General features: G+C 69.2%; 12 protein-coding genes and 2 pseudogenes. 13 read left to right on the top strand and 1 reads right to left on the bottom strand.

Translation table 11 applies throughout. The features are described 5' to 3' along the window. Positions 1 to 58: 58 nt before the first annotated feature. From ngcE to ACZ7L7_RS16630, 10 genes are all read left to right on the top strand, one after another. Positions 59 to 1,504, top strand: coding sequence for an N-acetylglucosamine/diacetylchitobiose ABC transporter substrate-binding protein (gene ngcE, locus ACZ7L7_RS16675; RefSeq protein ID WP_093720681.1), 1,446 nt, complete (start codon positions 59 to 61; stop codon positions 1,502 to 1,504). A 78-nt stretch (positions 1,505 to 1,582) separates the two neighbouring features. Further along, positions 1,583 to 2,512: a carbohydrate ABC transporter permease gene (locus ACZ7L7_RS16670; RefSeq protein WP_093720682.1), complete on the top strand. Its 930-nt coding sequence runs from the start codon at positions 1,583 to 1,585 to the stop codon at positions 2,510 to 2,512. 19 nt (positions 2,513 to 2,531) lie between these two features. Beyond that, complete coding sequence (locus tag ACZ7L7_RS16665; protein ID WP_250748521.1) at positions 2,532 to 3,452, top strand: carbohydrate ABC transporter permease; 921 nt, start codon at positions 2,532 to 2,534, stop codon at positions 3,450 to 3,452. Positions 3,453 to 3,704: 252 nt separating this feature from the next. Continuing rightward, complete coding sequence (locus ACZ7L7_RS16660) at positions 3,705 to 4,904, top strand: ROK family transcriptional regulator (protein WP_285513558.1); 1,200 nt, start codon at positions 3,705 to 3,707, stop codon at positions 4,902 to 4,904. A gap of 133 nt (positions 4,905 to 5,037) precedes the next feature. Further along, on the top strand, positions 5,038 to 6,135 hold the full coding sequence (locus ACZ7L7_RS16655) for a substrate-binding domain-containing protein (RefSeq protein ID WP_176711789.1): 1,098 nt from the start codon (positions 5,038 to 5,040) through the stop codon (positions 6,133 to 6,135). A 183-nt stretch (positions 6,136 to 6,318) separates the two neighbouring features. Beyond that, positions 6,319 to 7,110 (top strand): ATP-binding cassette domain-containing protein, encoded by a 792-nt coding sequence (locus tag ACZ7L7_RS16650; protein ID WP_176711787.1) that lies wholly within the window; start codon positions 6,319 to 6,321, stop codon positions 7,108 to 7,110. Then, positions 7,107 to 8,408 carry a sugar ABC transporter permease gene (locus ACZ7L7_RS16645; RefSeq protein WP_285513527.1) on the top strand — a complete coding sequence of 434 codons (1,302 nt, stop codon included), beginning with the start codon at positions 7,107 to 7,109 and terminating at the stop codon, positions 8,406 to 8,408. Before ACZ7L7_RS16650 ends, ACZ7L7_RS16645 begins: the two co-directional genes overlap by 4 nt. Before the next feature lie 202 nt (positions 8,409 to 8,610). Beyond that, positions 8,611 to 10,530, top strand: a complete 1,920-nt coding sequence (gene dxs, locus ACZ7L7_RS16640; RefSeq protein WP_472076222.1) for a 1-deoxy-D-xylulose-5-phosphate synthase — start codon at positions 8,611 to 8,613, stop codon at positions 10,528 to 10,530. Positions 10,531 to 10,670: 140 nt separating this feature from the next. Continuing rightward, on the top strand, positions 10,671 to 12,194 hold the full coding sequence (locus ACZ7L7_RS16635; protein ID WP_472076220.1) for an amino acid permease: 1,524 nt from the start codon (positions 10,671 to 10,673) through the stop codon (positions 12,192 to 12,194). 75 nt (positions 12,195 to 12,269) lie between these two features. After that, a complete protein-coding gene (locus ACZ7L7_RS16630) occupies positions 12,270 to 13,712 on the top strand; it encodes an ArnT family glycosyltransferase (RefSeq protein ID WP_472076218.1) in 1,443 nt (480 codons plus the stop codon). A 2-nt stretch (positions 13,713 to 13,714) separates the two neighbouring features. Here the strand turns inward: ACZ7L7_RS16630 and ACZ7L7_RS16625 are convergent, their stop codons facing one another. Continuing rightward, entirely contained in the window at positions 13,715 to 14,104 is a 390-nt protein-coding gene (locus ACZ7L7_RS16625) for an NTP pyrophosphohydrolase (protein ID WP_471430935.1), read from the bottom strand. A gap of 333 nt (positions 14,105 to 14,437) precedes the next feature. Here ACZ7L7_RS16625 and ACZ7L7_RS16620 point away from each other — a divergent pair. From ACZ7L7_RS16620 to ACZ7L7_RS16610, 3 genes and pseudogenes are all read left to right on the top strand, one after another. Continuing rightward, positions 14,438 to 18,575 (top strand): annotated as a pseudogene (locus ACZ7L7_RS16620) (LamG-like jellyroll fold domain-containing protein). Between the two features lie 209 nt (positions 18,576 to 18,784). Continuing rightward, positions 18,785 to 23,207: pseudogene (locus tag ACZ7L7_RS16615) on the top strand (RHS repeat domain-containing protein); the annotation flags it as partial. Positions 23,208 to 23,280: 73 nt separating this feature from the next. Then, on the top strand, positions 23,281 to 23,396 hold a 116-nt coding region (locus ACZ7L7_RS16610; RefSeq protein ID WP_472076388.1), incomplete at its 3' end, for a transposase.

Below are 23,396 nucleotides of genomic sequence, written 5' to 3'. Positions count from 1 at the left end.
CGGTGCCGGCGAGGATCCGGTTCACCGCCTGAGTCCTGGAGAAGGCGAGGACTTGAGCATGGGATCCAGCTCCGAACCGACCACCACCGAGGGCGGCACCAGCCGCCGCGATCTGATCAAGCGGTCCGCCGCACTCGGTCTGATCACGGTGCCGACGATGAGCTTCCTGTCCGCCTGCGCGAGCGGCGGCGGGGACGACGACTCGGGCGGCGAGACCAAGGGCGAGACGTCCGAGAAGAACCCCTTCGGCGTGAAGAAGGGCACCAAGCTGGACGTGGTCGTCTTCAAGGGCGGCTACGGCGACGACTACGCCAAGGCGTGGGAGGCGTCCTTCCAGAAGAAGTGGGGGGTCACCTCCACGCACACCGGCACCCAGGAGATCACCGGCAAGCTCCAGCCGCGCTTCAACGCGGGCAACCCGCCGGACATCGTGGACGACTCGGGCGCCCAGCAGATCCCGATCGACGTGCTCCACAAGAACGGCCAGCTCCTCGACCTCGCCGAGGTCCTGGACGCCCCGTCCGTCGACGACCCGAGCAAGAAGGTCCGCGACACCCTGATCCCCGGCACCCTGGACGCCGGTATGCAGGGCGGCAAGGTCGTCGCCCTCAACTACATCTACACGGTGTGGGGTCTGTGGTACTCCGGCAAGCTCTTCGAGGAGAAGGGCTGGGAGGCGCCCAAGACCTGGGAGGACTTCCTCGCCATCTGCAAGGACGCCAAGTCCCAGGGCATCGGCGGTCTCGCGCACCAGGGCAAGTACCCGTACTACATCAACGTCGCCATCATGGACCTGATCGCCAAGACCGGCGGTCTGGACGCGATGAAGGCGATCGACAACCTCGAACCCAACGCGTTCGTCGGCTCCGAGGCGGCCACGGCCGCCGTGGAGGCGATCTACGAGGTCGTGGAGAAGGGCTACTTGATGCCCGGCACCAACGGCCTGACCCACACCGAGTCGCAGACCCGCTGGAACCAGTACAAGGCCGCCTTCATCACCAGCGGTTCCTGGCTGGAGAACGAGCAGCTGAAGACGACGCCGGAGGACTTCGACATGAAGTTCCTGCCGATGCCGCTGCTGCCCGACAGCAAGCTGCCCTTCGAGGCGATCCGGGCCGGCTCCGGCGAGCCCTTCATCATCCCGGCCAAGGCGAAGAACCTGCCCGCGGCCAAGGAGTTCATGCGGATGATGCTGTCCAAGGAGTGGTCGACGCTGTTCGCCAAGGAGGCCAACTCGCTGACCATCCTCGCGGACGGCGTGGACGACAGCGTCCAGCTGCGCCCCGGTACGCAGTCGACGGTCGAGGCGTCGAAGGCGGCCGGTGACAACACCTTCCGCTACCTGTACACCGAGTGGTACAGCGAGATGGGCACGGCCATCGAGAACGCCTCCAACGAGCTGATGGCCAAGCGCATCCAGCCCAAGGAGTGGCTGAAGCGCGCCCAGGCGGCCGTGGACAAGCAGGCCAAGGACCCCGAGTCCAAGAAGAACCGTCGGGACTGATCCCGCTCGCGACCGACCGCGTTCCGGGCCGGGAATCACCCGGCCCGGAACGGCACCTCAGGGGCAGGAAAAACGCCTATGCGTAAAGGGCAGTACCGGTTCGTCGCGGGGTTTCTCGTCGTTCCCGTGGCGCTGTACATGGTTTTTGTCATCTGGCCTTACATTCAGACCTTCGGCTATTCGCTGACCGACTGGAAGGGGCAGTCGCAGGAGTTCAGCTTCGTCGGCCTGGACAACTACACGACGTTGTTCAAGGACGACGTCTTCATGGGGGCGATCTGGCACAACATCCTGTTCCTGATCTTCATCCCGGCGATCACGATTCTGCTCGCGCTGTTCTTCGCGTTCATGCTGAACGCGGGCGGGCGCGGCCGGGCCGGCGGAGTGGCCGGTGTGGCCGGCTCCGGGTTCTACAAGATCGTCTACTTCTTCCCGCAGGTCCTGTCGCTGGCGATCCTCGCCGTGCTGTTCGGCGCGGTGTACCGCAGTGACAGCGGAGGCATGCTCAACGGCGTCCTGATCAAGCTCGGCCTGGTCGACGAGGGCACTCCGGTGGAGTGGCTCAACGAGCCGAACATGGTGCTGTGGGCGCTGATGGCGGTCGTCGTCTGGCACGGCGTCGGCTTCTACCTGGTGCTGTTCTCCGCCGCCATGCAGTCCATCCCCCGGGACATCTACGAGGCCGCGCTGATCGACGGCGCGAGCCGGGCCCACACCTTCTTCCGCATCACCCTGCCCCTGTTGTGGGACTCCGTGCAGACCGCCTGGGTCTACCTCGGTATCGCCGCGATGGACATGTTCATCCTGGTCACCACCATGACCTCGGGCGACTACGGCGGCGGCCCCGATCACCACAGCGAGGTCATGGCGACGGTGATGATGCGCAACTTCCTGCTGTACGGAAAGAGCGGCTACGCCTGTGCCATGGGCGTGATCATGCTGCTGCTCACCCTGATCGTGTCCGTGGTCACGCTGCGCGCCACCCGCCGCGAGCGCATCGAGTTCTGAGCGGGAGGGACGACGACACATGAGCGCACCCATCAAGGAATCGGCACCCCCGGCCCCGCCCACGGTCCGCAAGGCCCCCGCCCGGCCGGGCGACGAACGCAGCGAGGGCGTCGTACTGAACGTCTTCTCGCACGGCTTCCTCGCCCTGTGGGCGCTGCTGATCGTGCTGCCGCTGCTGTGGCTGGTGCTCAGCTCCTTCAAGACCGACGCCCAGATCGGCGGCTCGGCCTTCGGCTGGCCGGAGAACTGGGACCTGGGCGTCTTCTCCCGGGCCTGGGACAAGGGCATCGGGGACTACTTCGTCAACACCGTCATCGTGCTGATCTTCTCGGTGCCGCTGACGATGCTGTTCGGCTCCATGGCGGCCTATGTGCTGGCCCGCTACCGGTTCTGGGGCAACCGGTTCCTGTACTACTTCTTCGTCGCCGGCGCGATGTTCCCGGTGTTCCTGGCCCTGGTCCCGCTGTTCTTCATGGTCAAACGGCTGGACATGCTGAACACCTACCAGGGTCTGATCCTGGTGTACGTCGCCTACTCGATGCCGTTCACGGTCTTCTTCATGCACGCCTTCTTCCGGACCCTGCCCACGGCGGTGTTCGAGGCGGCGATCCTGGACGGGGCCTCGCACAGCCGGGCCTTCTTCCAGGTCATGCTGCCGATGGCGAAGCCGGGACTGCTGAGCGTGGGCATCTTCAACACCCTCGGCCAGTGGAACCAGTTCATCCTGCCGACGGTGCTGATGCAGCCGCAGAGCGGCGACGACCCCGAGCGCTATGTGCTCACCCAGGGTCTGATCCAGCTCCAGCAGCAGCAGGGATACGCCTCCGACCTGCCGGTGCTCTTCGCGGGCGTCACCATCGCGATGATCCCCATGCTGGTCGTGTACCTGTCCTTCCAGCGCCAGGTGCAGGCGGGTCTGACCTCCGCGACCCTGAAGTAGGCCTCGCGATGTTGAAGCACGACTCGAAGCCGAGGTAAGTCTCGAAGCTTGAGGTAAGCCTCGAAGTAACCCTCGGCACACAACCGGACGCACGCCGTTCCCACCCCTGGGAGCGGCGTGCGTCTGTGTGTCCTGCACCCTGGATAGTGTTCAACCTCTTGACGGGAGGCAACCCGAACGGCTCAGCTTAGAGTTCACTAGTTGGACATAGACGGGGCCTCACTGAAGCGGTCCCGCGCGCAGGAGGTCGTCGTGGAGACTCCGGGGTCGCAGTCGTCGCTGCACCGAGCCAACCTGGAACGGGTCGTTCGTGCCGTACGTCTGGCGGGCTCGCTCACCCAGGCGGAGATCGCCAGGACCACAGGGCTCTCGGCTGCGACGGTCTCCAATATCGTCCGGGAGCTGAAGGACGGCGGGACCGTCGAGGTCACGCCCACTTCGGCGGGCGGACGCCGGGCCCGCAGTGTGAGTCTGAGCGGGGACGCCGGGATCGTCATCGGGGTGGACTTCGGGCATACCCACTTGCGGGTCGCGGTGGGCAATCTCGCCCATCAGGTACTCGCGGAGGAGTCCGAGCCGCTGGACGTGGACGCATCGTCCACGCAGGGCTTCGACCGGGCGGAAGAGCTGGTCAACCGGCTGATCGCGGCCACCGGGGTGGACCGTTCGAAGATCGCCGGGGTGGGCCTGGGCGTGCCCGGTCCGATCGACGTGGAGTCCGGCACCCTGGGCTCGACCGCGATCCTGCCCGGCTGGGGCGGCACCAAGCCCGCCGAGGAGCTGCGGGGGCGGCTCGGCGTGCCCGTGCACGTGGACAACGACGCCAACCTGGGCGCCCTCGGGGAACTCGTCTGGGGGAGCGGCCGAGGGGTGCGCGATCTGGCGTACATCAAGGTCGCGAGCGGTGTCGGATCCGGTCTGGTCATCAACGGGAAGATCTACCGAGGCCCCGGCGGCACAGCGGGTGAAATCGGACATATTACACTTGATGAATCCGGCCCGGTCTGCCGCTGCGGAAACCGTGGCTGCCTGGAGACCTTCACAGCCGCGCGCTACGTGCTGCCGCTGCTCCAGTCCAGTCACGGTACCGATCTGACCATGGAAGGCGTCGTACGGCTGGCCAGGGACGGGGATCCGGGCTGCCGTCGGGTGATCGCCGACGTCGGCCGCCACATCGGCAGTGGAGTGGCCAATCTGTGCAATCTCCTGAACCCGAGCCGGGTGGTCCTCGGCGGCGATCTCGCCGAGGCCGGCGAGCTGGTTCTCGGGCCCATCAGGGAGTCCGTGAGCCGGTACGCGATCCCCAGCGCGGCACGTCAACTCTCCGTTCTCCCAGGGGCCCTTGGCGGCCGTGCGGAGGTGCTCGGAGCGCTCGCTCTCGCACTCAGTGAGATGGGTGATTCGACCCTTTTGGACGGCACCCTGCACGCTGCCGCACCCGCCTTCACTTAGAGAACGATTGGCACCGTTGCCAACCCGTTAAGGATTTACTTCTTGACGTCGCACGCGTGGCCGAGTTGACTTCCAGCCACCTCGGCCGCAAGGACGCGGCCTCGTCAGGGAGGTTTCTGAAGTGAACACGCGTATGCGTCGTGCTGCCTTTGCCGTTGCCGCCGGTGCGATGGCCATCTCGCTCGCCGCTTGTGGCAGCGCCGATGAGGCGGGCGACAACGACTCCTCGTCTTCCGCCCCGAAGAAGGGCGACGACATCAAGGTCGGTCTGCTGCTCCCGGAGAACCAGACCGCGCGGTACGAGAAGTTCGACCGCCCGCTCATCGAGAAGAAGATCGGCGAGCTGACGAACGGCAAGGGCGAGGTCGTCTACGCCAACGCCAAGCAGGACGCCAGCCAGCAGGCCCAGCAGGTCGAGTCGATGATCACCAACAAGGTGGACGTGATCATCCTGGATGCGGTGGACTCCGCGGCCATCAAGTCCTCCGTGCAGAAGGCCAAGGACGCGGGCATCCCGGTCGTCGCCTACGACCGTCTGGCCCAGGGCCCGATCGACGGCTACACGTCCTTCGACAACGTGACGGTCGGCAAGACGCAGGGTGAGGCCCTGCTGAAGGCGCTCGGCGACAAGGCCAAGGACGGCCAGATCGTCATGATGAACGGTTCCTCCACCGACCCGAACGCCGCCCAGTTCAAGGAGGGCGCGCACTCCGTCCTCGACGGCAAGGTGAACGTCGGCAAGGAGTACGACACCAAGGAGTGGAAGCCGGAGAACGCCAACGCCAACATGGAGGGCGCGATCTCGGCGATCGGCAAGGACAAGATCATTGGCGTCTACTCCGCCAATGACGGCATGGCCGGCGGTATCATCACCGCCCTCAAGGCCGCCGGTATCAAGGTCCCGGTGACCGGCCAGGACGCCGAGCTCGCGGGTGTGCAGCGCATCGTCTCCGGTGAGCAGTACATGAGCGTCTACAAGCCGTACGCGCCGGAGGCCGACGCCGCCGCCGAGATGGCCGTCGCGCTCGCCCAGGGCAAGTCGCTCGACTCCGTCGCCAAGGACAAGGTCGACAGCCCGACCAACAAGGGCATCCCGGCCGTCCTGGTCGGCGTCACCTCGCTGACCCAGGACAACATCAAGGACACCGTCGTCAAGGACGGCGTCTACACGGTCGCCGAGATCTGCACCGCCAAGTACAAGGCGGCCTGCGAGAAGATCGGCCTCGAGTAAAGACAGCTGAAGTCCCCAGAGCGAGTACCGGAACCCTGGACGTGGGTTCCGGTACGGGACTGAAAGCCCCAGACTCCTCCGGCGCCCCGCGCATCAGACAGCCCCGCAAGCTCGCCGCGGGGCGCCGGACGGATCCCCCCAAATCTTCTGCACAACCTCCCGCCGGGTCAGGCGGCGAAGGAGATGGTTCACGTGTCCGCTACGCCCGTGCTGGCGTTGCGCGGGGTCTCCAAGCGATTCGGTGCCGTTCAGGCGCTCACCGATGTCGAGCTTGAGGTCCACGCCGGTGAGGTGGTCGCCCTGGTCGGCGACAACGGCGCCGGAAAGTCCACGCTGGTCAAGACGATCGCCGGCGTGCACCCCATCGATGACGGTGTCATCGAGTGGGACGGCAAGGCCGTAACGATCAACCGGCCGCACGACGCCCAGAACCTGGGTATCGCGACGGTCTACCAGGACCTCGCGCTGTGCGACAACATCGATGTCGTCGGCAACCTCTACCTGGGCCGGGAGCTGCGCAAGCGCGGCGTCCTGGACGAGGTGGAGATGGAGCGCCGCTCCCGCGAGCTGCTGGACACGCTGTCGATCCGCATCCCCAGCGTGCGTATTCCGATCGCCTCCCTCTCCGGCGGTCAGCGCCAGACGGTGGCGATCGCCCGCTCCATGCTGGGCGAGCCGAAGCTGGTCATCCTCGACGAGCCGACCGCCGCACTCGGTGTCGAGCAGACCGCCCAGGTCCTGGACCTGGTCGAGCGACTGCGCGAGCGCGGTCACGCGGTCATCCTCATCAGCCACAACATGGCCGATGTGAAGGCGGTGGCCGACAAGGTCGCCGTGCTGCGTCTGGGACGCAACAACGGAGTGTTCGAGGTCAAGTCGACCTCGCAGGAAGAGATCATCTCCGCCATCACCGGCGCCACGGACAACGCCGTGACCCGCCGTGCGGCGCGCACCAATGGGGAGGTCAAGAAGTGAGTATCGACAAGACCTCCGCGACCAAGGACAACGCTGAGGACCACGTCGTGGAGAATCCTGAGGCGGCGCGCGGCTCCGATGTGGCGGTCGACCCCCGCCTGCTCGTCCGCGAGGAGGGCCTCGCGGGCTACGTCTCCGAGTTCAAGCGCAAGATGAAGGCCGGTGACCTGGGCTCCATCCCGGTCGTCGTCGGTCTGGCGGTCATCTGGATCATCTTCCAGAGCCTGAACTCCAACTTCCTCACCGCCGGCAACCTCTCCGACATCTCCGTGGCCATGGTCGGCACGGGCATGATCGCCGTCGGTATCGTCTTCGTCCTGCTGCTGGGCGAGATCGACCTGTCGGTCGGTTCCGTCTCCGGTGTCGCCGGCGCCACCTTCGCGGTGCTGAACGTCACCCACGGCATGAGCGAATGGCTCGCCTTCGTGCTGGCCATCCTCACCGGTACGGCCGCCGGCGCCATCCACGGCTTCTTCTTCGCGAAGATCGGCGTCCCCGCCTTCGCCGTGACCCTGGCCGGTCTGCTGTTCTGGAACGGCTTCATGCTCAAGATCCTGGGCGACAACGGCACCATCAACCTGGACAGCGAGGGCCTCGTCGCCAAGCTGACCAGCTACTACTTCTCCGATGTGGCCGCCGCCTACGGTCTCGCCATCGCCGCGACCGCGCTGTTCTTCGTCAGCTCCTTCTACGGCAACCGCCGCCGCGAGGCCGCGGGCGTGCCGTCCCGGCCGCTGAGCGACACCATCCTGCGCACCGTGCTGCTGGGCATCGTCTCCTTCGTGGTGGCCGCGGTCTACAACTCCTACAAGGGCCTGCCGCTGGCCGTGGTGCTCTTCATCGGCATCCTGCTGCTCACGGACTTCGTCCTGCGCCGCACCGCCTACGGCCGCAAGGTGTTCGCGCTCGGCGGCAGCGTCGAGGCGTCCCGCCGTGCCGGTATCAACGTGGAGATGGTCCGGATCTCGGTCTTCGCGATCTCCGGCACCTTCGCCGCCATCGGCGGTCTGTTCATCGCCTCGAAGATCGCCTCCGCCAACCAGGGCGCCGGCGGTGGTGACCTCCTGATGAACGCCATCGCGGCGGCCGTCATCGGCGGTACCTCCCTCTTCGGTGGCCGGGGCCGCACCTGGAACGCCCTCCTGGGTGTCCTGGTGATCGTCTCCATCCAGTACGGCCTGGCCCTGGAGGGCATCGCCTCCCCGGTCCAGTACATGATCACCGGTGGCGTGCTGCTGGCGACCGTCGTCATCGACGCCGTCACCCGCAAGACGCAGAAGACCGCCGGCCGCGCGTAGCGTCCAGCGGAGCCCCATACAGGCGTGACTGTGCCCGGCACCACCAGGTGCCGGGCACAGTCATGTCGTAGGTACGTCGCAAAGTGGGTACAGCCGATCGCGTGACGTACGACCCACCGCCCGTGCGCAGCCCGCAATGGCGGAACATTAGACTCGACAAGCCCGGCAACAGCTCGAACAGCTCTACTGCAAGGAGGCACGGGTGCCGCTGCTGACCCGCATCAGGGGACCGCGCGATCTGGACCGGCTCAGCCTGGAGCAGCTGGACCAGCTGGCCGGCGAGATCAGGACCTTCCTCGTCGACGCGGTCTCCAAGACCGGCGGCCACCTCGGCCCCAACCTCGGTGTGGTGGAGCTGACCATCGCCCTGCACCGGGTCTTCGAGTCCCCCAGGGACAAGGTGCTGTGGGACACCGGCCACCAGTCCTACGTGCACAAGCTGCTCACCGGCCGCCAGGACTTCTCGAAGCTGAAGATGAAGGGCGGCCTGTCCGGCTACCCCTCGCAGGCCGAGTCCGAGCACGACGTCATCGAGAACAGCCACGCCTCCACCGTCCTCGGCTGGGCCGACGGCCTCGCCAAGGCCAACCAGCTCAGGAATCGTGACGACCACGTCGTCGCCGTGATCGGTGACGGCGCCCTGACCGGCGGTATGGCCTGGGAGGCGCTGAACAACATCGCCGAGGCCAAGGACCGCCCCCTGGTTATTGTCGTCAACGACAACGAGCGCTCCTACGCGCCCACCATCGGCGGCCTCGCCAACCACCTGGCCACCCTGCGCACCACGGACGGCTACGAGCGCTTCCTCAGCCGCACCAAGGAGATCCTCGACCGCACCCCGGTCGTCGGCAGGCCGCTCTACGAGACCCTGCACGGCGCCAAGAAGGGCCTGAAGGACTTCATCGCCCCGCAGGGCATGTTCGAGGACCTGGGCCTGAAGTACGTCGGCCCGATCGACGGCCACGACATCGAGGCCCTGGAGTCGGCCCTGGCCCGCGCCAAGCGCTTCGGCGGCCCGGTGATCGTGCACTGCCTCACCGAGAAGGGCCGCGGCTACCAGCCCGCCCTCCAGGACGAGGCCGACCGTTTCCACGCCGTCGGCAAGATCCACCCCGACACCGGACTGCCGATCGCCACCTCCGGCGCCGACTGGACCTCCGTCTTCGGCGAGGAGATGGTCAGGCTCGGCGAGGAGCGCGAGGACATCGTCGCGATCACCGCCGCCATGCTCCAGCCGGTCGGCCTGGACAAGTTCGCCAAGCGCTTCCCCGACCGGGTCTACGACGTCGGCATCGCCGAGCAGCACGGCGCCGTCTCCGCGGCCGGCCTGGCCACCGGCGGACTGCACCCGGTCTTCGCCGTCTACGCCACCTTCCTCAACCGCGCCTTCGACCAGGTCCTGATGGACGTGGCCCTGCACAAGTGCGGGGTGACCTTCGTCCTGGACCGCGCCGGGATCACCGGCACCGACGGCGCCTCCCACAACGGCATGTGGGACATGTCGATCCTCCAGGTCGTCCCCGGACTGCGCCTCGCCGCCCCGCGCGACGCCGACCAGGTCCGCGCCCAGCTCCGCGAGGCCGTCCAGGTCGAGGACGCGCCGACCGTGGTCCGCTTCTCCAAGGGCGCCGTCGGCCCCGCCGTCCCCGCCGTGGGCCGCGTCGGCGGCATGGACGTGCTGCGCGAGCCGGGCACCGACCGGCCCGACGTACTGCTGGTCTCGGTGGGCGCCCTCGCGCCGATGTGCCTGGAGATCGCCGACCTGCTCGACAAGCAGGGCATCTCCACCACCGTCGTCGACCCGCGCTGGGTCAAGCCCGTCGACGAGGCCATGGCCCCGCTCGCCGAGCGGCACCGCGTGGTCGTCACCGTCGAGGACAACTCCCGCGTCGGCGGCGTCGGCTCGGCGATCGCCCAGGCCCTGCGCGACGCCGGGGTCGACGTACCGCTGCGCGACTTCGGCATCCCGCCGCGCTTCCTCGACCACGCCTCGCGCGCCGAGGTGATGGCCGAGATCGGCCTGACCGCCCCGGACATCGCGCGCCAGGTCACCGGCCTGGTATCCAAGCTCGACGGGCGCTACGACCGCACTCCCGCGGAAGTCGAGCCCGCGCGGGACTGACGTACCCCCGAACGGACCGGTGCCACCCCCCTTTCCGGTGGTGGAACCGGTCCGTCCGTGTGACTTCGCTTGTGTCGGGGAACGCGCACCTCACCCCCTCTCGATCATCGTCGAGGACGACAAGCGTGGGAGGTACGCCCGTGACCAACACCATCTTCCGGACGAAGAGGGTCGAGCAGTCCATCCTCGATACCGAGGAGCCCGAGCACGCGCTCAAGAAATCCTTGTCCGCGCTCGACCTGACGGTCTTCGGCGTCGGCGTCATCATCGGTACCGGCATCTTCGTGCTGACCGGCACCGTCGCCAAGAACAACGCCGGTCCCGCCGTGGCCCTGGCCTTCGTGGCGGCCGGTGTCGCCTGCGCGCTCGCCGCGCTGTGCTACGCCGAGTTCGCCTCCACGGTCCCGGTCGCCGGGTCCGCCTACACCTTCTCCTACGCCTCCCTGGGCGAACTGCCGGCCTGGATCATCGGCTGGGACCTGGTCCTCGAATTCGCGCTCGGCACGGCGGTGGTGGCCGTCGGCTGGTCCGGCTACGTCCAGTCGCTCATGGACAACGCGGGCTGGGAGATGCCCGCCGCCCTCGGCAGCAGGGAGGGCGCGGACGGGTTCGGCTTCGACATCCTCGCCGCCGCGCTCGTCCTCGTCCTGACCGTCATCCTCGTGCTCGGCATGAAGCTTTCGGCACGGATCACCTCGGTCGTCGTCGCCATCAAGGTGGCGGTCGTGCTGACCGTGATCGTCGCGGGCGCCTTCCTGATCGAGGCCGACAACTACGACCCGTTCATCCCCAAGCAGCAGGCCGTGGACGCGGGGGAGAGTCTCCAGGCGCCTCTGATCCAGCTGATGTTCGGCTGGGCGCCCTCCAACTTCGGCGTGATGGGCATCTTCACCGCCGCCTCGGTGGTGTTCTTCGCGTTCATCGGCTTCGACGTGGTGGCCACCGCCGCCGAGGAGACCAAGAACCCGCAGCGCGACATGCCCCGCGGCATCATCGGCTCGCTGCTGATCTGCACCACGCTGTACGTCCTGGTGTCGATCGTGGTCACCGGCATGCAGCACTACAGCGAACTGTCCGTGGACGCCCCCCTCGCCGACGCCTTCAAGGCCACCGGGCATCCCTGGTACGCGGGCTTCATCAGCTTCGGCGCCGCGGTCGGCCTGACCACGGTCTGCATGATCCTGCTGCTCGGCCAGACCCGGGTGTTCTTCGCGATGAGCCGCGACGGACTGCTGCCGCGCTTCTTCTCGCGCGTGCACCCGCGGTTCAAGACCCCGCACCGCCCGACCATCCTGCTCGGCGTCATCATCGCGATCCTGGCCGGCTTCACTCCGTTGACCGAACTGGCCGCCCTGGTGAACATCGGCACCCTGTTCGCCTTCGTGGTCGTCGCCATCGGCGTCCTGGTCCTGCGCCGGACCCGCCCCGACCTGCACCGATCCTTCCGCACCCCGTGGGTGCCGGTGATCCCGATCCTGTCGGTGTGCGCCTCGCTGTGGCTGATGATCAACCTGCCCGCCGAGACCTGGATCCGGTTCGCCGTCTGGATGGTCGCCGGTTTCTTCGTCTACTTCCTCTACGGCCGCTCGCACAGCCGTCTCGCCACCGGGGAGCAGTTGTCGGCCGGGGACGCGGTGCAGCCGCCGAGGAGCGACACGGAGTAGTCGAACCCGCCCGACACTCCGGCCCCGTACGTCCCGCCCAGGCAGGGACTACGGGGCCGGATAGCGTCTGGTTCCATGTACGCCGAGCCCGCCGCTCCGCCACGCTCCGTAGCCGCCCCGCGCGCGGGTGGCGGTTACTGGCGCCGCCTGCTGCCGCTCCTGCTGCTCCTGGCCTGCCTGACCCGCGTGCCGTCCTTCGTGCACCCGCTGTGGAACCCCGACGAGGGCTATCTCGCCGTACAGGCCCGCATACTGGCGCACGGCGGGGAGCTCTACGAGACGGTCGTGGACCGCAAACCGCCCTTCGTGCCGTGGCTCTACCAGGGGGCGTTCGCCCTGGCGGGCTCCGACTCGCTGCTCCCGGTACGGCTGCTGGCCGTCCTCGCCCACCTGGTGACCGCGGCCCTGCTGGCGTCACTGGCCCGGCGCCGCTGGGGGGACGCGGCGGGGCGCACCGCGGGCGTGCTGTACCTGCTGATCTCCGTCGGCCTGAACCCCGAGGACGCGCAGGCGGCGGGGTTCGAGGTGTTCATACTGCCGTGCACGGCGGCGGCCGTGTGGTGCGCGGACCGGCGCCGCTGGGCCGCGGCGGGCCTGGCCGTGGGCTGCGCCTTCCTCACCAAGCAGACCGGCGCCGCGGTACTGCTGCCGGCGCTGTGGCTGTGCGGCCCGTCCTGGGCGGGGCTGCTGCGGATCGGCGCGGGCGCGGTACTGCCGGTGCTGGCGGCGGCCCTGCTCACCGACCCGTCCGGCTTCCTGTTCTGGACGGTCACCGGCTCGGGCGCGTACGCCTCCTTCACTGGCTCCGAACTCCACGTCCTGGCCCGGGCACTGGCGAACTCGGCGCTCCTGGCGGGGGCCTGCGCGGGCGTCCTGGCGCCGCTGGTACGGGGTGTGCGGAACCGCCGCGGTGACTGCGCCGACCTGTGGCTGTGGGCGGGTTCCTCGGCGGCCGCGGTGGTCACGGGCTTCCACTTCTTCGGCCACTACTACCTCCAGCTGACCCCACCCCTGGCCCTGCTGGCGACAGCGGCCCTGCGCCACCTGCCGAGCCCCCGCCGCACCCGCGCCCTGGCCACCACGGCCCTGTGCGGCGCCCTGTTCCTGACCTGGGGATTCCTGGCCCCGCGCCCCGAACTCACCCACGCCCAGCGCCTCGCGGAGGCGATCACCCGCCACACGACACCGCACGACCGCGTCCTCCTGTGGGGCATGCACCCGGAGACGTACTGGCTGTCCGACCGCGCCCCGGCCACCCGCTATCTGACGGCGGGTTTCCTCACGAACTACAGCGGCGGCCGGAACGGCCCGAGCGTGGGGGAGCGGTACGCGATGAAGAACGCCTGGCGCACCTTCCACCGCGAACTCGCCCAGCAGGCCCCCCGCTTGATCGTCGACGACTCCCGCGGCAAGCCGTACGCCCCGGACCGGGTCCGGCCGCTGCGGCGGCTGCTGGAGGGGTACGAGGAGGTGGGGGCGGTCGGCGGCGCCGTACTGTACGCCAGGGCCTCGCGCTGACCCTACGGCCGCACCGTCCTCGGCCCCGCCACCTCGGCCCCCAATTCCGTTACCCTGCGCCGCAGTTCCCGGTCGGCGGTCACGACCAGACACGGCCGCCCCGGCTCCCGCGCGGCGACCAGGGCGACCATGTGGTCGTCCCCGCTCCCCGCCGCCGACTCCACCCGCACACCCGCCACGGACGCGACCCCACGCGCCGCGCCCTCCACCACCAGCACGATCTCCGCCGCCTCCGCCCTGCCCGGCACCCCGTTCGCCGCCAGGGCGTCCCGCAGCCGCTCGGCGGCACCCCTGCGATCACGCCACCAGCCGTCGGGCACGGATCCGACGACGTTCGCGGCGTCGACGATCACAAGCAGGGGAGCGTCCTCGTGCGGAGCGGCGGCGTTCATGCGGCAAGGATGCCACTCACCCATGTGATCAAGATCATGACGGCAGGTGTGAGGGGCTATCCGGCATGCCCAAAATCTCCTCTCGATCACCACTCCAACACCTACAGTCCGGCGACTTGATTACTCATCAAATTTTCATACAGGGGGGTGAGGTGCGTGCGCACCGAGAAAACGTCACGAAGACGCGCGGTGAGCGGCGCGCTGTCCGTGGCACTCGGTCTGGGCCTGGTGGTCGCACTGCCGTCGGCGGCGAGCACGGCGGCGCCGGCCGCGAAGCCGCCGCAGACGTCCGAACAGGGCACGGACACCGAGGTGTTGTCCGAGGCCGACGCGCTGGCCAAGGCCAAGCGGACCGGCAAGAACGTGGAGATCGTGTCGCTGCGCGGCGAGAGCAGCGAGGTGTACGCGACACCGGACGGAAAGCTGGAGGCACGGGAGCATCTGCGTCCCGTGCGCACCCGGGTCGACGGTGCCTGGAAGACGATCGACACCGATCTCACCAGGCGGGCCGACGGCACGGTCGCCCCCGGAGCGGCCACGGTGGGGCTGGAGTTCTCGGGCGGCGGCGACCAGCCCTTGGTGCGCATGGAGCGCGCCGGACGTGAACTCGCCCTGACCTGGCCGACGAAGCTCCCGGCACCGGAACTCGACGGCGCCTTCGCGACCTACCGCGACGTCCTGCCGGACGTGGACCTGCGCATGGGCGCGCAGCAGGACGGCTTCACCCAGCTCCTCGTCGTCAAGTCCGCCGCGGCGGCCGCCAGTCCGGAACTGAAGGAGCTCCGGCTGAAGCTGTCCGCCCAGGACCTGGACGTGCGCGAGACGGCCAACGGCGGTCTGGAGGCCGTCGACGAGGGCGCGGGCAGCACGGTCTTCGAGGCGCCCCGTCCTGTGATGTGGGACTCCAGCCCCGGCAGGAGCGAGGCCGCAGCGGCCAAGTCGGCCGTCGGCGCCAAGCGCGCCAAGTCCACGGCCGCGGCCCAGGGCACCCCCAAGGCCGCCCCGGGCGGCGGCAGCGGCGAGGGCACCGAGGCCGCCGAGTCCGGGAACGTCGCGCCCATCGGTGTGGAACTGCCCGCCCATGGGCGTGAGTTGGTGCTCAAGCCGAACAAGGAGCTGCTGACCGGCCCGGACACCGAGTACCCCGTCTACATCGACCCGCAGTGGCACTCGCCCAAGCGGACCGCGTGGACGATGGTGTCCAAGTACTGGGCGTCCTCGCCCCAGTGGAAGTTCAACGGCGAGTCCACCGCGGGCCTCGGCTACTGCGGCTGGCACTACTGCCAGCCCTATGACACCAAGCGGCTCTTCTACCGCGTCCCCGTCTCCAAGTTCGCGGGCCGGAGCATCCTGTCCGCCGAGTTCGGTGCGCAACACCTGGTCGGCGTCGTGCTCGGACCGCGGGGTGCAGCTGTGGCGCACCAAGGGCATCAGCTCCTCGACGACCTGGAACTCCCAGAACAACTCGGACTTCTGGATCGACCACCTCAAGACGGAGAGCTTCGCCTACGGCTACGACGGCTGCGCCGCCAAGGACGCGGAGTTCGACGTGCGCTCCGCCGTCCAGCAGGCCGCCAACGGCAAGTGGTCCACGATGACCTTCGGCCTGCGGGCGTCCAGCGAGACGGACGAGTACGGCTGGAAGCGGTTCTCGGACGACGCGTTCCTGCGGGTCAAGTACAACCGCCCGCCGCCCCAGGTGAAGATGTCGCAGCTGACCATGGAGTACGGCGGCACCTGCAAGAAGCCCGAGTCCGCCGCCCGGGTGCGCTCGCTGGGCAAGATCTACGCCAACAACGTCACCGACCCCGACGGCGACAACGTCGCCGTCCAGTTCCAGGCCAAGTGGGACTCCGGTGACGGCAAGGGCCTGATCGTCCGGTGGAAGCCGGCGCTGACCTCGTACAAGAAGTCCGGGTCCGGCTTCTCCATCAGCCTGCCCTCGGTCACCGCGAACAAGACCGTCCACTGGTACGTGCGCTCCTACGACGGCGCCCAGTACTCGCCGTGGTCGTACAGCGGTGATCCCACCGGCTGCTACTTCGTCTACGACACCAAGGTGCCCAAGGCCCCGACGATCACCTCCGGCGAGTACCCGGCCTCCGACCCGGAGAACCCCGAGGACCCGTGGTACGACGGCGTCGGCAAGTACGGCTACTTCGACATCGACTCGCCCGACACCGATGTGACGAAGTACTGGTTCGGCATCAACGGCGACCCGACCTCGAAGAACGTCCTCACCACGACCTCCGGCGCGCTGAAGACGGCCAAGGTGCTGCCCGACAAGCCCGGGATCAACTTCATCACCGCGCAGGCGTTCGACTCTGCGGGCAACAACGGCGAGATCCGCACCTACCAGTTCCGGGTCAGGGCCGGACAGTCCGAGCGGGCGACCTGGCAACTCGACGAGGGCGCCGGGGCGAGCGCGGCCAAGGGCTCGGCGCCGCAGCGGACCGCCGAACTGCGCGGCGGTGTCACCCTCGGCGTGTCCGGTGCCAAGGGAAGCGCGGCGTCCTTCGACGGCGTCGACGACTACGCGGTCACCGACATCCCCACCGTCGACACCTCCACCGGCTTCGCCGTCTCGGCATGGGCGAAGCTGTCGGAGCTTCCGGACCACGCGGCGGTCATCGCGGCGCAGCCCGGCAACCACTCCCCGGGATTCGAGCTGTACTACTCGAAGACCTTCGACCGGTGGGCGTTCAACCAGTACGCGTCGGACACCCCTAACGCGAGCATCGTACGGGCCATGCAGGCGTCGCCCGGCGGCGCCAAGGCCGGTGAGTGGACCCATGTGGTGGGCTCCTACAGCTCGACCTACGACGAGATGAACCTCTACGTCAACGGACAGCTGGCCGGGACGACGACGTACGACTCGCCCTGGGACGCGCGACGCGGCCTCCAGATCGGCGCCGGCTCCTACAGCGGCCAGCCCGGCTCCTTCTTCCCCGGCGCCATCGACGAACTGCAGATCTTCGACAAGCCCCTGTCCTCCGGCGAGGTCAACCGCCTCTACGGCAAGGACTCGCTGATCTCGGGCCGCAGCGCCCGCGCGGTGTTCCCGCTCGACGAGCAGCCCACGGACAGCGCGGGCACTCCCACGACCGTGCTGACCGGGGCCGCCGAGGTCCCGTCCGCGACGTTCTACGGAGGCGCCGCGCCGGGACAGCCCGGCGTCGTGGGCAAGGCACTGACCCTCGACGGGACCGACGACTACGCCTCCACCGGGCGGGCGCTGCTGAACAACCAGCGCAGCTTCGCGGTCTCCGCCTGGGCCAAGCTGCCCAAGAACAAGCCCGACCACGCCGCGGTCGTCGTGGCACAGGCGGGCACCCAACGGCCGGGGCTTGAGCTGTACTACTCGAAGACCTTCGACCGGTGGGCGTTCAACCAGTACTCGGCGGACTCCTCGACCGCCAGCCCGATCCGGGCGATGCAGGCCGACGGACAGACGGCCCAGGGCGACACCTGGACCCACCTGGTCGGTGTCCACGACACCGTCGCCAACAAGCTCGTCCTGTACGTCAACGGCGTCAAGGCGGGCGAGACCGACATCCAGTCCAACTGGTACGCGGGCGGCGCCGTGCACATCGGCGCCAGCTCCTACGACGGCGCGCCCGGCTCGTTCTTCGGCGGCCAGATCGACGAGGTGAACCTGTACGACCGGACCCTGTCCGCGGACGAGGTCCGGCAGATGTTCCGGCAGCGCCCGCTGGTCAAGGGCCGCTGGCTGCTGGACACCGTGACCAACGGCACCAGCCCCGACGCCTCCGCCGAGAACCGGGCCCTGACCGTGGGCGGCGGCGCGCAGGCCGGGGGCGCCTGGGTGGACGACGGCGCCCTCGAACTGGACGGCGTGGACGACCACGCGGCCACCGCCACGCCGGTCGTCGACACCTCGGCCAGCTTCACGGTGATGGGCTGGGCCACCTCGGCCGGTGTCCCCACCCGCAGCGCCGCCGTGCTCAGCGCACCGGGCGCCGCCAACAGCGCCTTCGCGATCCGGCACGTGCCGGCCGACGAGGGCGAGGCGGGCGCGGGACGCTGGCAGATCTCGATGCCGGACTCCGACGCGGCGGGCGCCACCGTCGTACGCACCGAGAACCAGCAGTTCTACGACGCACGGGACTGGAACCATCTGGCGCTCGTCTACGACGGCTTCGCCAAGGAGGCCCGGCTCTATGTGAACGGGCAGATGGAGGAGGTCGCCTGCGCGGACGACGACGGTGACGGCGCGTCCGACGACAGCGCCTGCGCCGACCGCCTGTCGTGGTCCGAGAACGTGCTGACGTACAAGGCCACCGGCGGACTCCAGATCGGCCGTGCCCGCACGGCCGGGGCCTGGGGCGAGTACTGGCCCGGCGCCATCGACGACGTCTGGGCCTTCCAGGGCACGCTGAGCGACTCCCAGATCGCCCACCTGTCGCTGGGCATGCCGGGCGTCGCCACCGAGGTACCCGGCACCGACTGACCGGAAGCGGTGCCGGCCCGTCGCCCCCGCGCGCCCGGGCCGGCACCACGCCGCTGCCCGGATCCGGCCCGGGCCACAGCCCGGGCCGGATCCGCGGCCACCCGCTTCACACGAGCTGACACACGTCAAGGGAAACGATGAGGGATACGGGACAACCGGGCCGCGCGGCCCGCTGGAGACGGAAGACCGCACTGGCTTCCGGACTGGTCATGATCGCCACGGTGCTGCAAGGCATCACCGCCCCCGCGGGCTCGGGAGCCGTGGCGGACGACGGACGCGGCCGGCCCGACCTGCCGAAGGCGGAGCGGCCCGTGGCCGGTTCCGCCGCCAGGACCAAGCCCCGCCAGGTGGAGCGCGGTCCGCGCACCCCGCGCAGCGCGCCCAAGGCCCAGTGGCCCGCGGCGGGTTCGGGCCGGGTGACGCTGACGAGGGCTTCGGAGGGAGCCAGGAGCGCGAAGGGCGCGGCGCAGGCCCCGGTGAAGGCCGGCAAGCTGCCCGTCTCCGTCGGCGCCGCCAAGGCGCGCGGCGCCGCGGGCGCGGTGCGCGTCGAACTGGCCGGACGGGCGAAGGCCCGCAAGGCCGCTGTCGACGGACTCCTCGTGACGCTCGCCCCCGAGCGCACCGGCTTCACCGACGGCGCCGCCCGGGTGCGGGTCGACTACCGCGACCTCGCCCAGGAGTACGGCGGCGGCTACGGCGCCCGGCTCCGACTGGTCCAGCTGCCCGCCTGCGTCCTGAAGACGCCGGAGCGGGACAAGTGCCGTACCCAGACACCGGTCGAGACCGTGAACAACACGGAGGACGGAGCGCTCACCGCCCCGTCCGTGCGGCTCAGGTCCGCGCAGGCGACCGTGCTCGCCGCCGTCGCGGACGACAGCGCGGCCACCGGCGACTACAAGGCGACCACCCTCTCCCCGTCCGCGACCTGGCAGACCAACCTCAACACCGGTGACTTCGCCTGGTCCTACGACCTGGGCGTCCCCGAGGTGCCGGGCGGGCTGAAGCCGAGCATCGGTCTCGGCTACTCCTCCGGCTCGGTCGACGGCCGCACCACCGAGACCAACAACCAGGGCTCCTGGATCGGCAGCGGCTTCGACCTGTGGCCGGGCTACATCGAGCGCCGCTACAAGGCATGCGCCGACGACGGTGTCGAGAACAGCGACGGCATGAAGCCCGGCGACCTGTGCTGGGGCTACGACAACGCCTACATCAGCTTCAACGGCAAGGGCGGCGAGCTCGTCCCCACCGGCACCGCGGGCGAGTTCAAGCTCCGCCAGGACGACGGCACCCGCATCGCGCGGCTGACGTCCACCAACCGCGGCAACGGTGACGACAACGGCGAGTACTGGCGGCTCACCGACCCCGACGGCGTGCGCTACTACTTCGGCTACCACCGGCTGCCCGGCTGGGCCGACGGCAAGAAGACCACGAACTCCACGTGGACCGTGCCCGTCTACGGCGACGACTCCGGTGAGGCGTGCCACGCCGCCGCCTTCGCCGACTCCTGGTGCCAGCAGGCATGGCGCTGGAACCTCGACTACGTCGTGGACCCGCGCAGCAACGCCATCGCGTACTACTACACCCAGGAGAAGAACTCCTACGGCCGCAACCTGGAGGCCGCCGACGACACCCGCTACACCCGTGGCGGCTACCTCGACGAGATCCAGTACGGCCTCAAGTCGTCGTCCATGTACGGCACTCCGGCGCTCGCGAAGGTCGTCTTCAACAACGCCGAACGCTGCCTGCCGAACGCGCAGACCACCTGCTCGTCCATCAGCAGCGACTCCGAGTACTGGTACGACACGCCCTGGGACCTCAACTGCGACGAGGGCAAGGAGTGCGACGAGGGCGGCTGTCGCCGACGTTCTGGACGCGCAAGCGCCTCAGTGAGGTGTCCACGCAGGTCATCGACTTCGCCGGGGCCTACCAGAAGGTCGACTCCTGGAAGCTGGCCCACCGCTGGGGCACGGCCGACATCGACTACCAGCTGCTGCTCGACTCGATCCAGCACACCGGCCACAGCGCCACACCCGCCATCACCCTGCCGAAGACCACCTTCGCCTACACCCAGTTGGAGAACCGGCTCGACAAGACCGGTGACGGCTTCGCCCCGTTCGTCAAGTCCCGCCTGTCGACCATCGCCGACGAGTACGGCGGCCAGATCGACGTCAACTACTCGGCACCGGCCTGCGACTGGGCGTCCCTGCCCACCCCGCAGACCAACACCACGCGCTGCTTCCCGACGTACCTGGGCGGCAGCGCCACCGAGGACCCCGAGCGGCACTGGTTCAACAAGTACGTCGTCACCTCCGTCACCGCCACCGACCGCACCGGCGGGGCGCCCGACCAGGTCACCCGGTACGAGTACCTGGGCGGGGCGGCCTGGCACTACGACGATGACGACGGTCTGACCAAGGAGAAGTCCAAGACCTGGTCCCAGTGGCGCGGTTACGGGCACGTGCGCGTCAAGACCGGCGGCCAGGGCGGCGACTCCGCGATGAAGTCGCAGTCCGACTCCTACTTCCTGCGCGGCATGGACGGCGACCGCGAGTCCCCCTCCGGCGGCACCAAGAACGTCAGCATCACCCTCGGCGCGGGCGAGGGCGACCCGATCACCGACCACGAGGCGCTGGCCGGCACCGCCTACAAGACGGTCGGCTACTCCGGCAACGGCGGCAAGATCCTCACCAAGACGGTCAACCGCCCCTGGTACCACCAGACGGCCAAGAAGACCCGCTCCTGGGGCACGATCACCGCCAACTTCACCGGCATCGGGCACTCGAAGACCTGGACCTCCCTGGACGACGGAGCCGGTGAGTCCTGGCGCACCACGTCCACCGCCACCTCGTACGACACCGTGGCCGGACGGGTCACCCAGGTCGACGACTTCGGTGACAACTCCACCGCGGCGGACAACCGGTGCACCCGCACCACCTACGCCACCAACAGCACCGTCAACATCCTGAACCTGCCCGACCGCGGGAGACCGTCGCGAAGTCCTGCGACGCCTCCGTCAACCGCGCCGAGGACGTCATCGCCGACGTCCGCACCGCCTACGACGGCGGTGCCTACGGGGAGGCCCCGACCAAGGGCGACGTCACGGCCACGGCCCTGCTGAAGGAACACGACGGCACCAAGGCCACCTACCTGGAGTCCGGGGCCACCTTCGACTCCTACGGCCGCGTCCTGACCAGCACCGACCTCACCGCGACCGTCACGGTCACCGGCACGGGCGCCCCCGTACGCACCGCGCGCACGGACGGCCGTACCACCACCACGGCCCGCACGCCGAGCACGGGGTTCGTCCAGGAGACGACCACGACCACGCCCCCGGCGAAGGCCGGCGACGCGAGCACGGCCCTGGCCAGCCGCGCCACCCATGACCCGCGCCGCGGCCTGCCGCTGACCCAGACCGACGCCAACGGCAAGGTCACGACCCTCACCTACGACGCCCTCGGCCGCTCCGCCAAGGTCTGGCTCCCCGACCGCCAGACGACCCTGACCCCCAGCTACGAGTTCGACTACCTCATCACCGAGGGCCAGCCGGTGGCGGTCGTCACCAAGGCGCTCGGCACCAACGGCAGCCAGGTCGCCGCGTACAGCCTGTACGACGGATTCCTGCGCCAGCGCCAGACCCAGACGCCGGGCCCGGACGGCGGGCGCCTGCTCTCGGACGTCTTCTACGACGAACGCGGGCTGGCCGCCAAGAGCTTCGAGACCTACTACGCCACCGGCGCTCCCTCGCGGACCCTGTTCAAGCCCGCGGACGCGCTCTCGGTCGAGACCCAGACCCGCACCACGTTCGACGGCCTGGGCCGGCCGACCGTGAGCGAGCAGATCGCGGGCAACGGCGACGGCGGGGCGGTGCTCAACACCACCCGCACCGTCTACGGCGGTGACCGCACCACGGTCGTCCCGCCGGAGGGCGGCACCGCGACCACCACGGTCACCGACGCCCGTGGCCAGACGACCGAGCTGCGCCAGCACCACAGCCGCTCGGCCGAGGCCGCGTACGACACGACCCGCTACAGCTACACCCCGCGCGGCGAGCTGGAGAAACTGACCGACCCGGCGGGCAACGTCTGGAGCTACACCTACGACCTGCTCGGCAACGTCAAGACGGCCGTCGACCCGGACCGGGGCACCACCTCCACCGAGTACGACGACCGCGGCCAGTTGCTGACCGTCTCGGACGAGCGGTCCACCGACCTGTACTACGTCCACGACGGGCTGGGCCGGCAGACCGAACTGCGGGAGAACAGCGCCACGGGCAAGCTGCGCGCCAAGTGGGTCTACGACACCATCAGCGGCGCGAAGGGCCACCTGGCCGAGTCCACCCGCTACGTCGGCTCCGACGCGTACACCACCAAGGTCGTCGCGTACGACCGCCTGTACCGCGTGCTGCGTTCGACGGTGACGATCCCCGCGAGCGAGGGAGCGCTCGCCGGCACGTATCTGTCGGCCACCGCGTACAACGTGGACGGTTCGGTGCGCACGGCCGGCCTCCCGGCCGCGGGTGCCCTGCCCGCCACCACGGTGGCGTTCACCTACGAGGACCAGACCCAGCGGCTGATCGCCCTCAGCGCCAGCCAGGGTGTCGACGCCGCGACCGGTTACAGCCTCACGGGCAAGCTGAGCTGACCCCGGATTCGTGGAGTCCCTGAAGCCAGGCTTATGATCCTGGCCCGAAGGAGAACCACGAGCAGTGCCAGCACCACGTAAGTATCCGGACGAGCTCCGCGAGCGGGCCGTCCGCGAAGTCCGCACCACCGGCCGTCCGATCGCGCACGTCGCCAGGGACCTGGGCATCCACAAGGAGGC

This window comes from Streptomyces sp. NPDC110618, assembly GCF_055657065.1.
The sequence above is the reverse complement of the archived record's forward strand: the minus strand, read 5'-3'. Positions and strand labels throughout refer to the sequence as shown.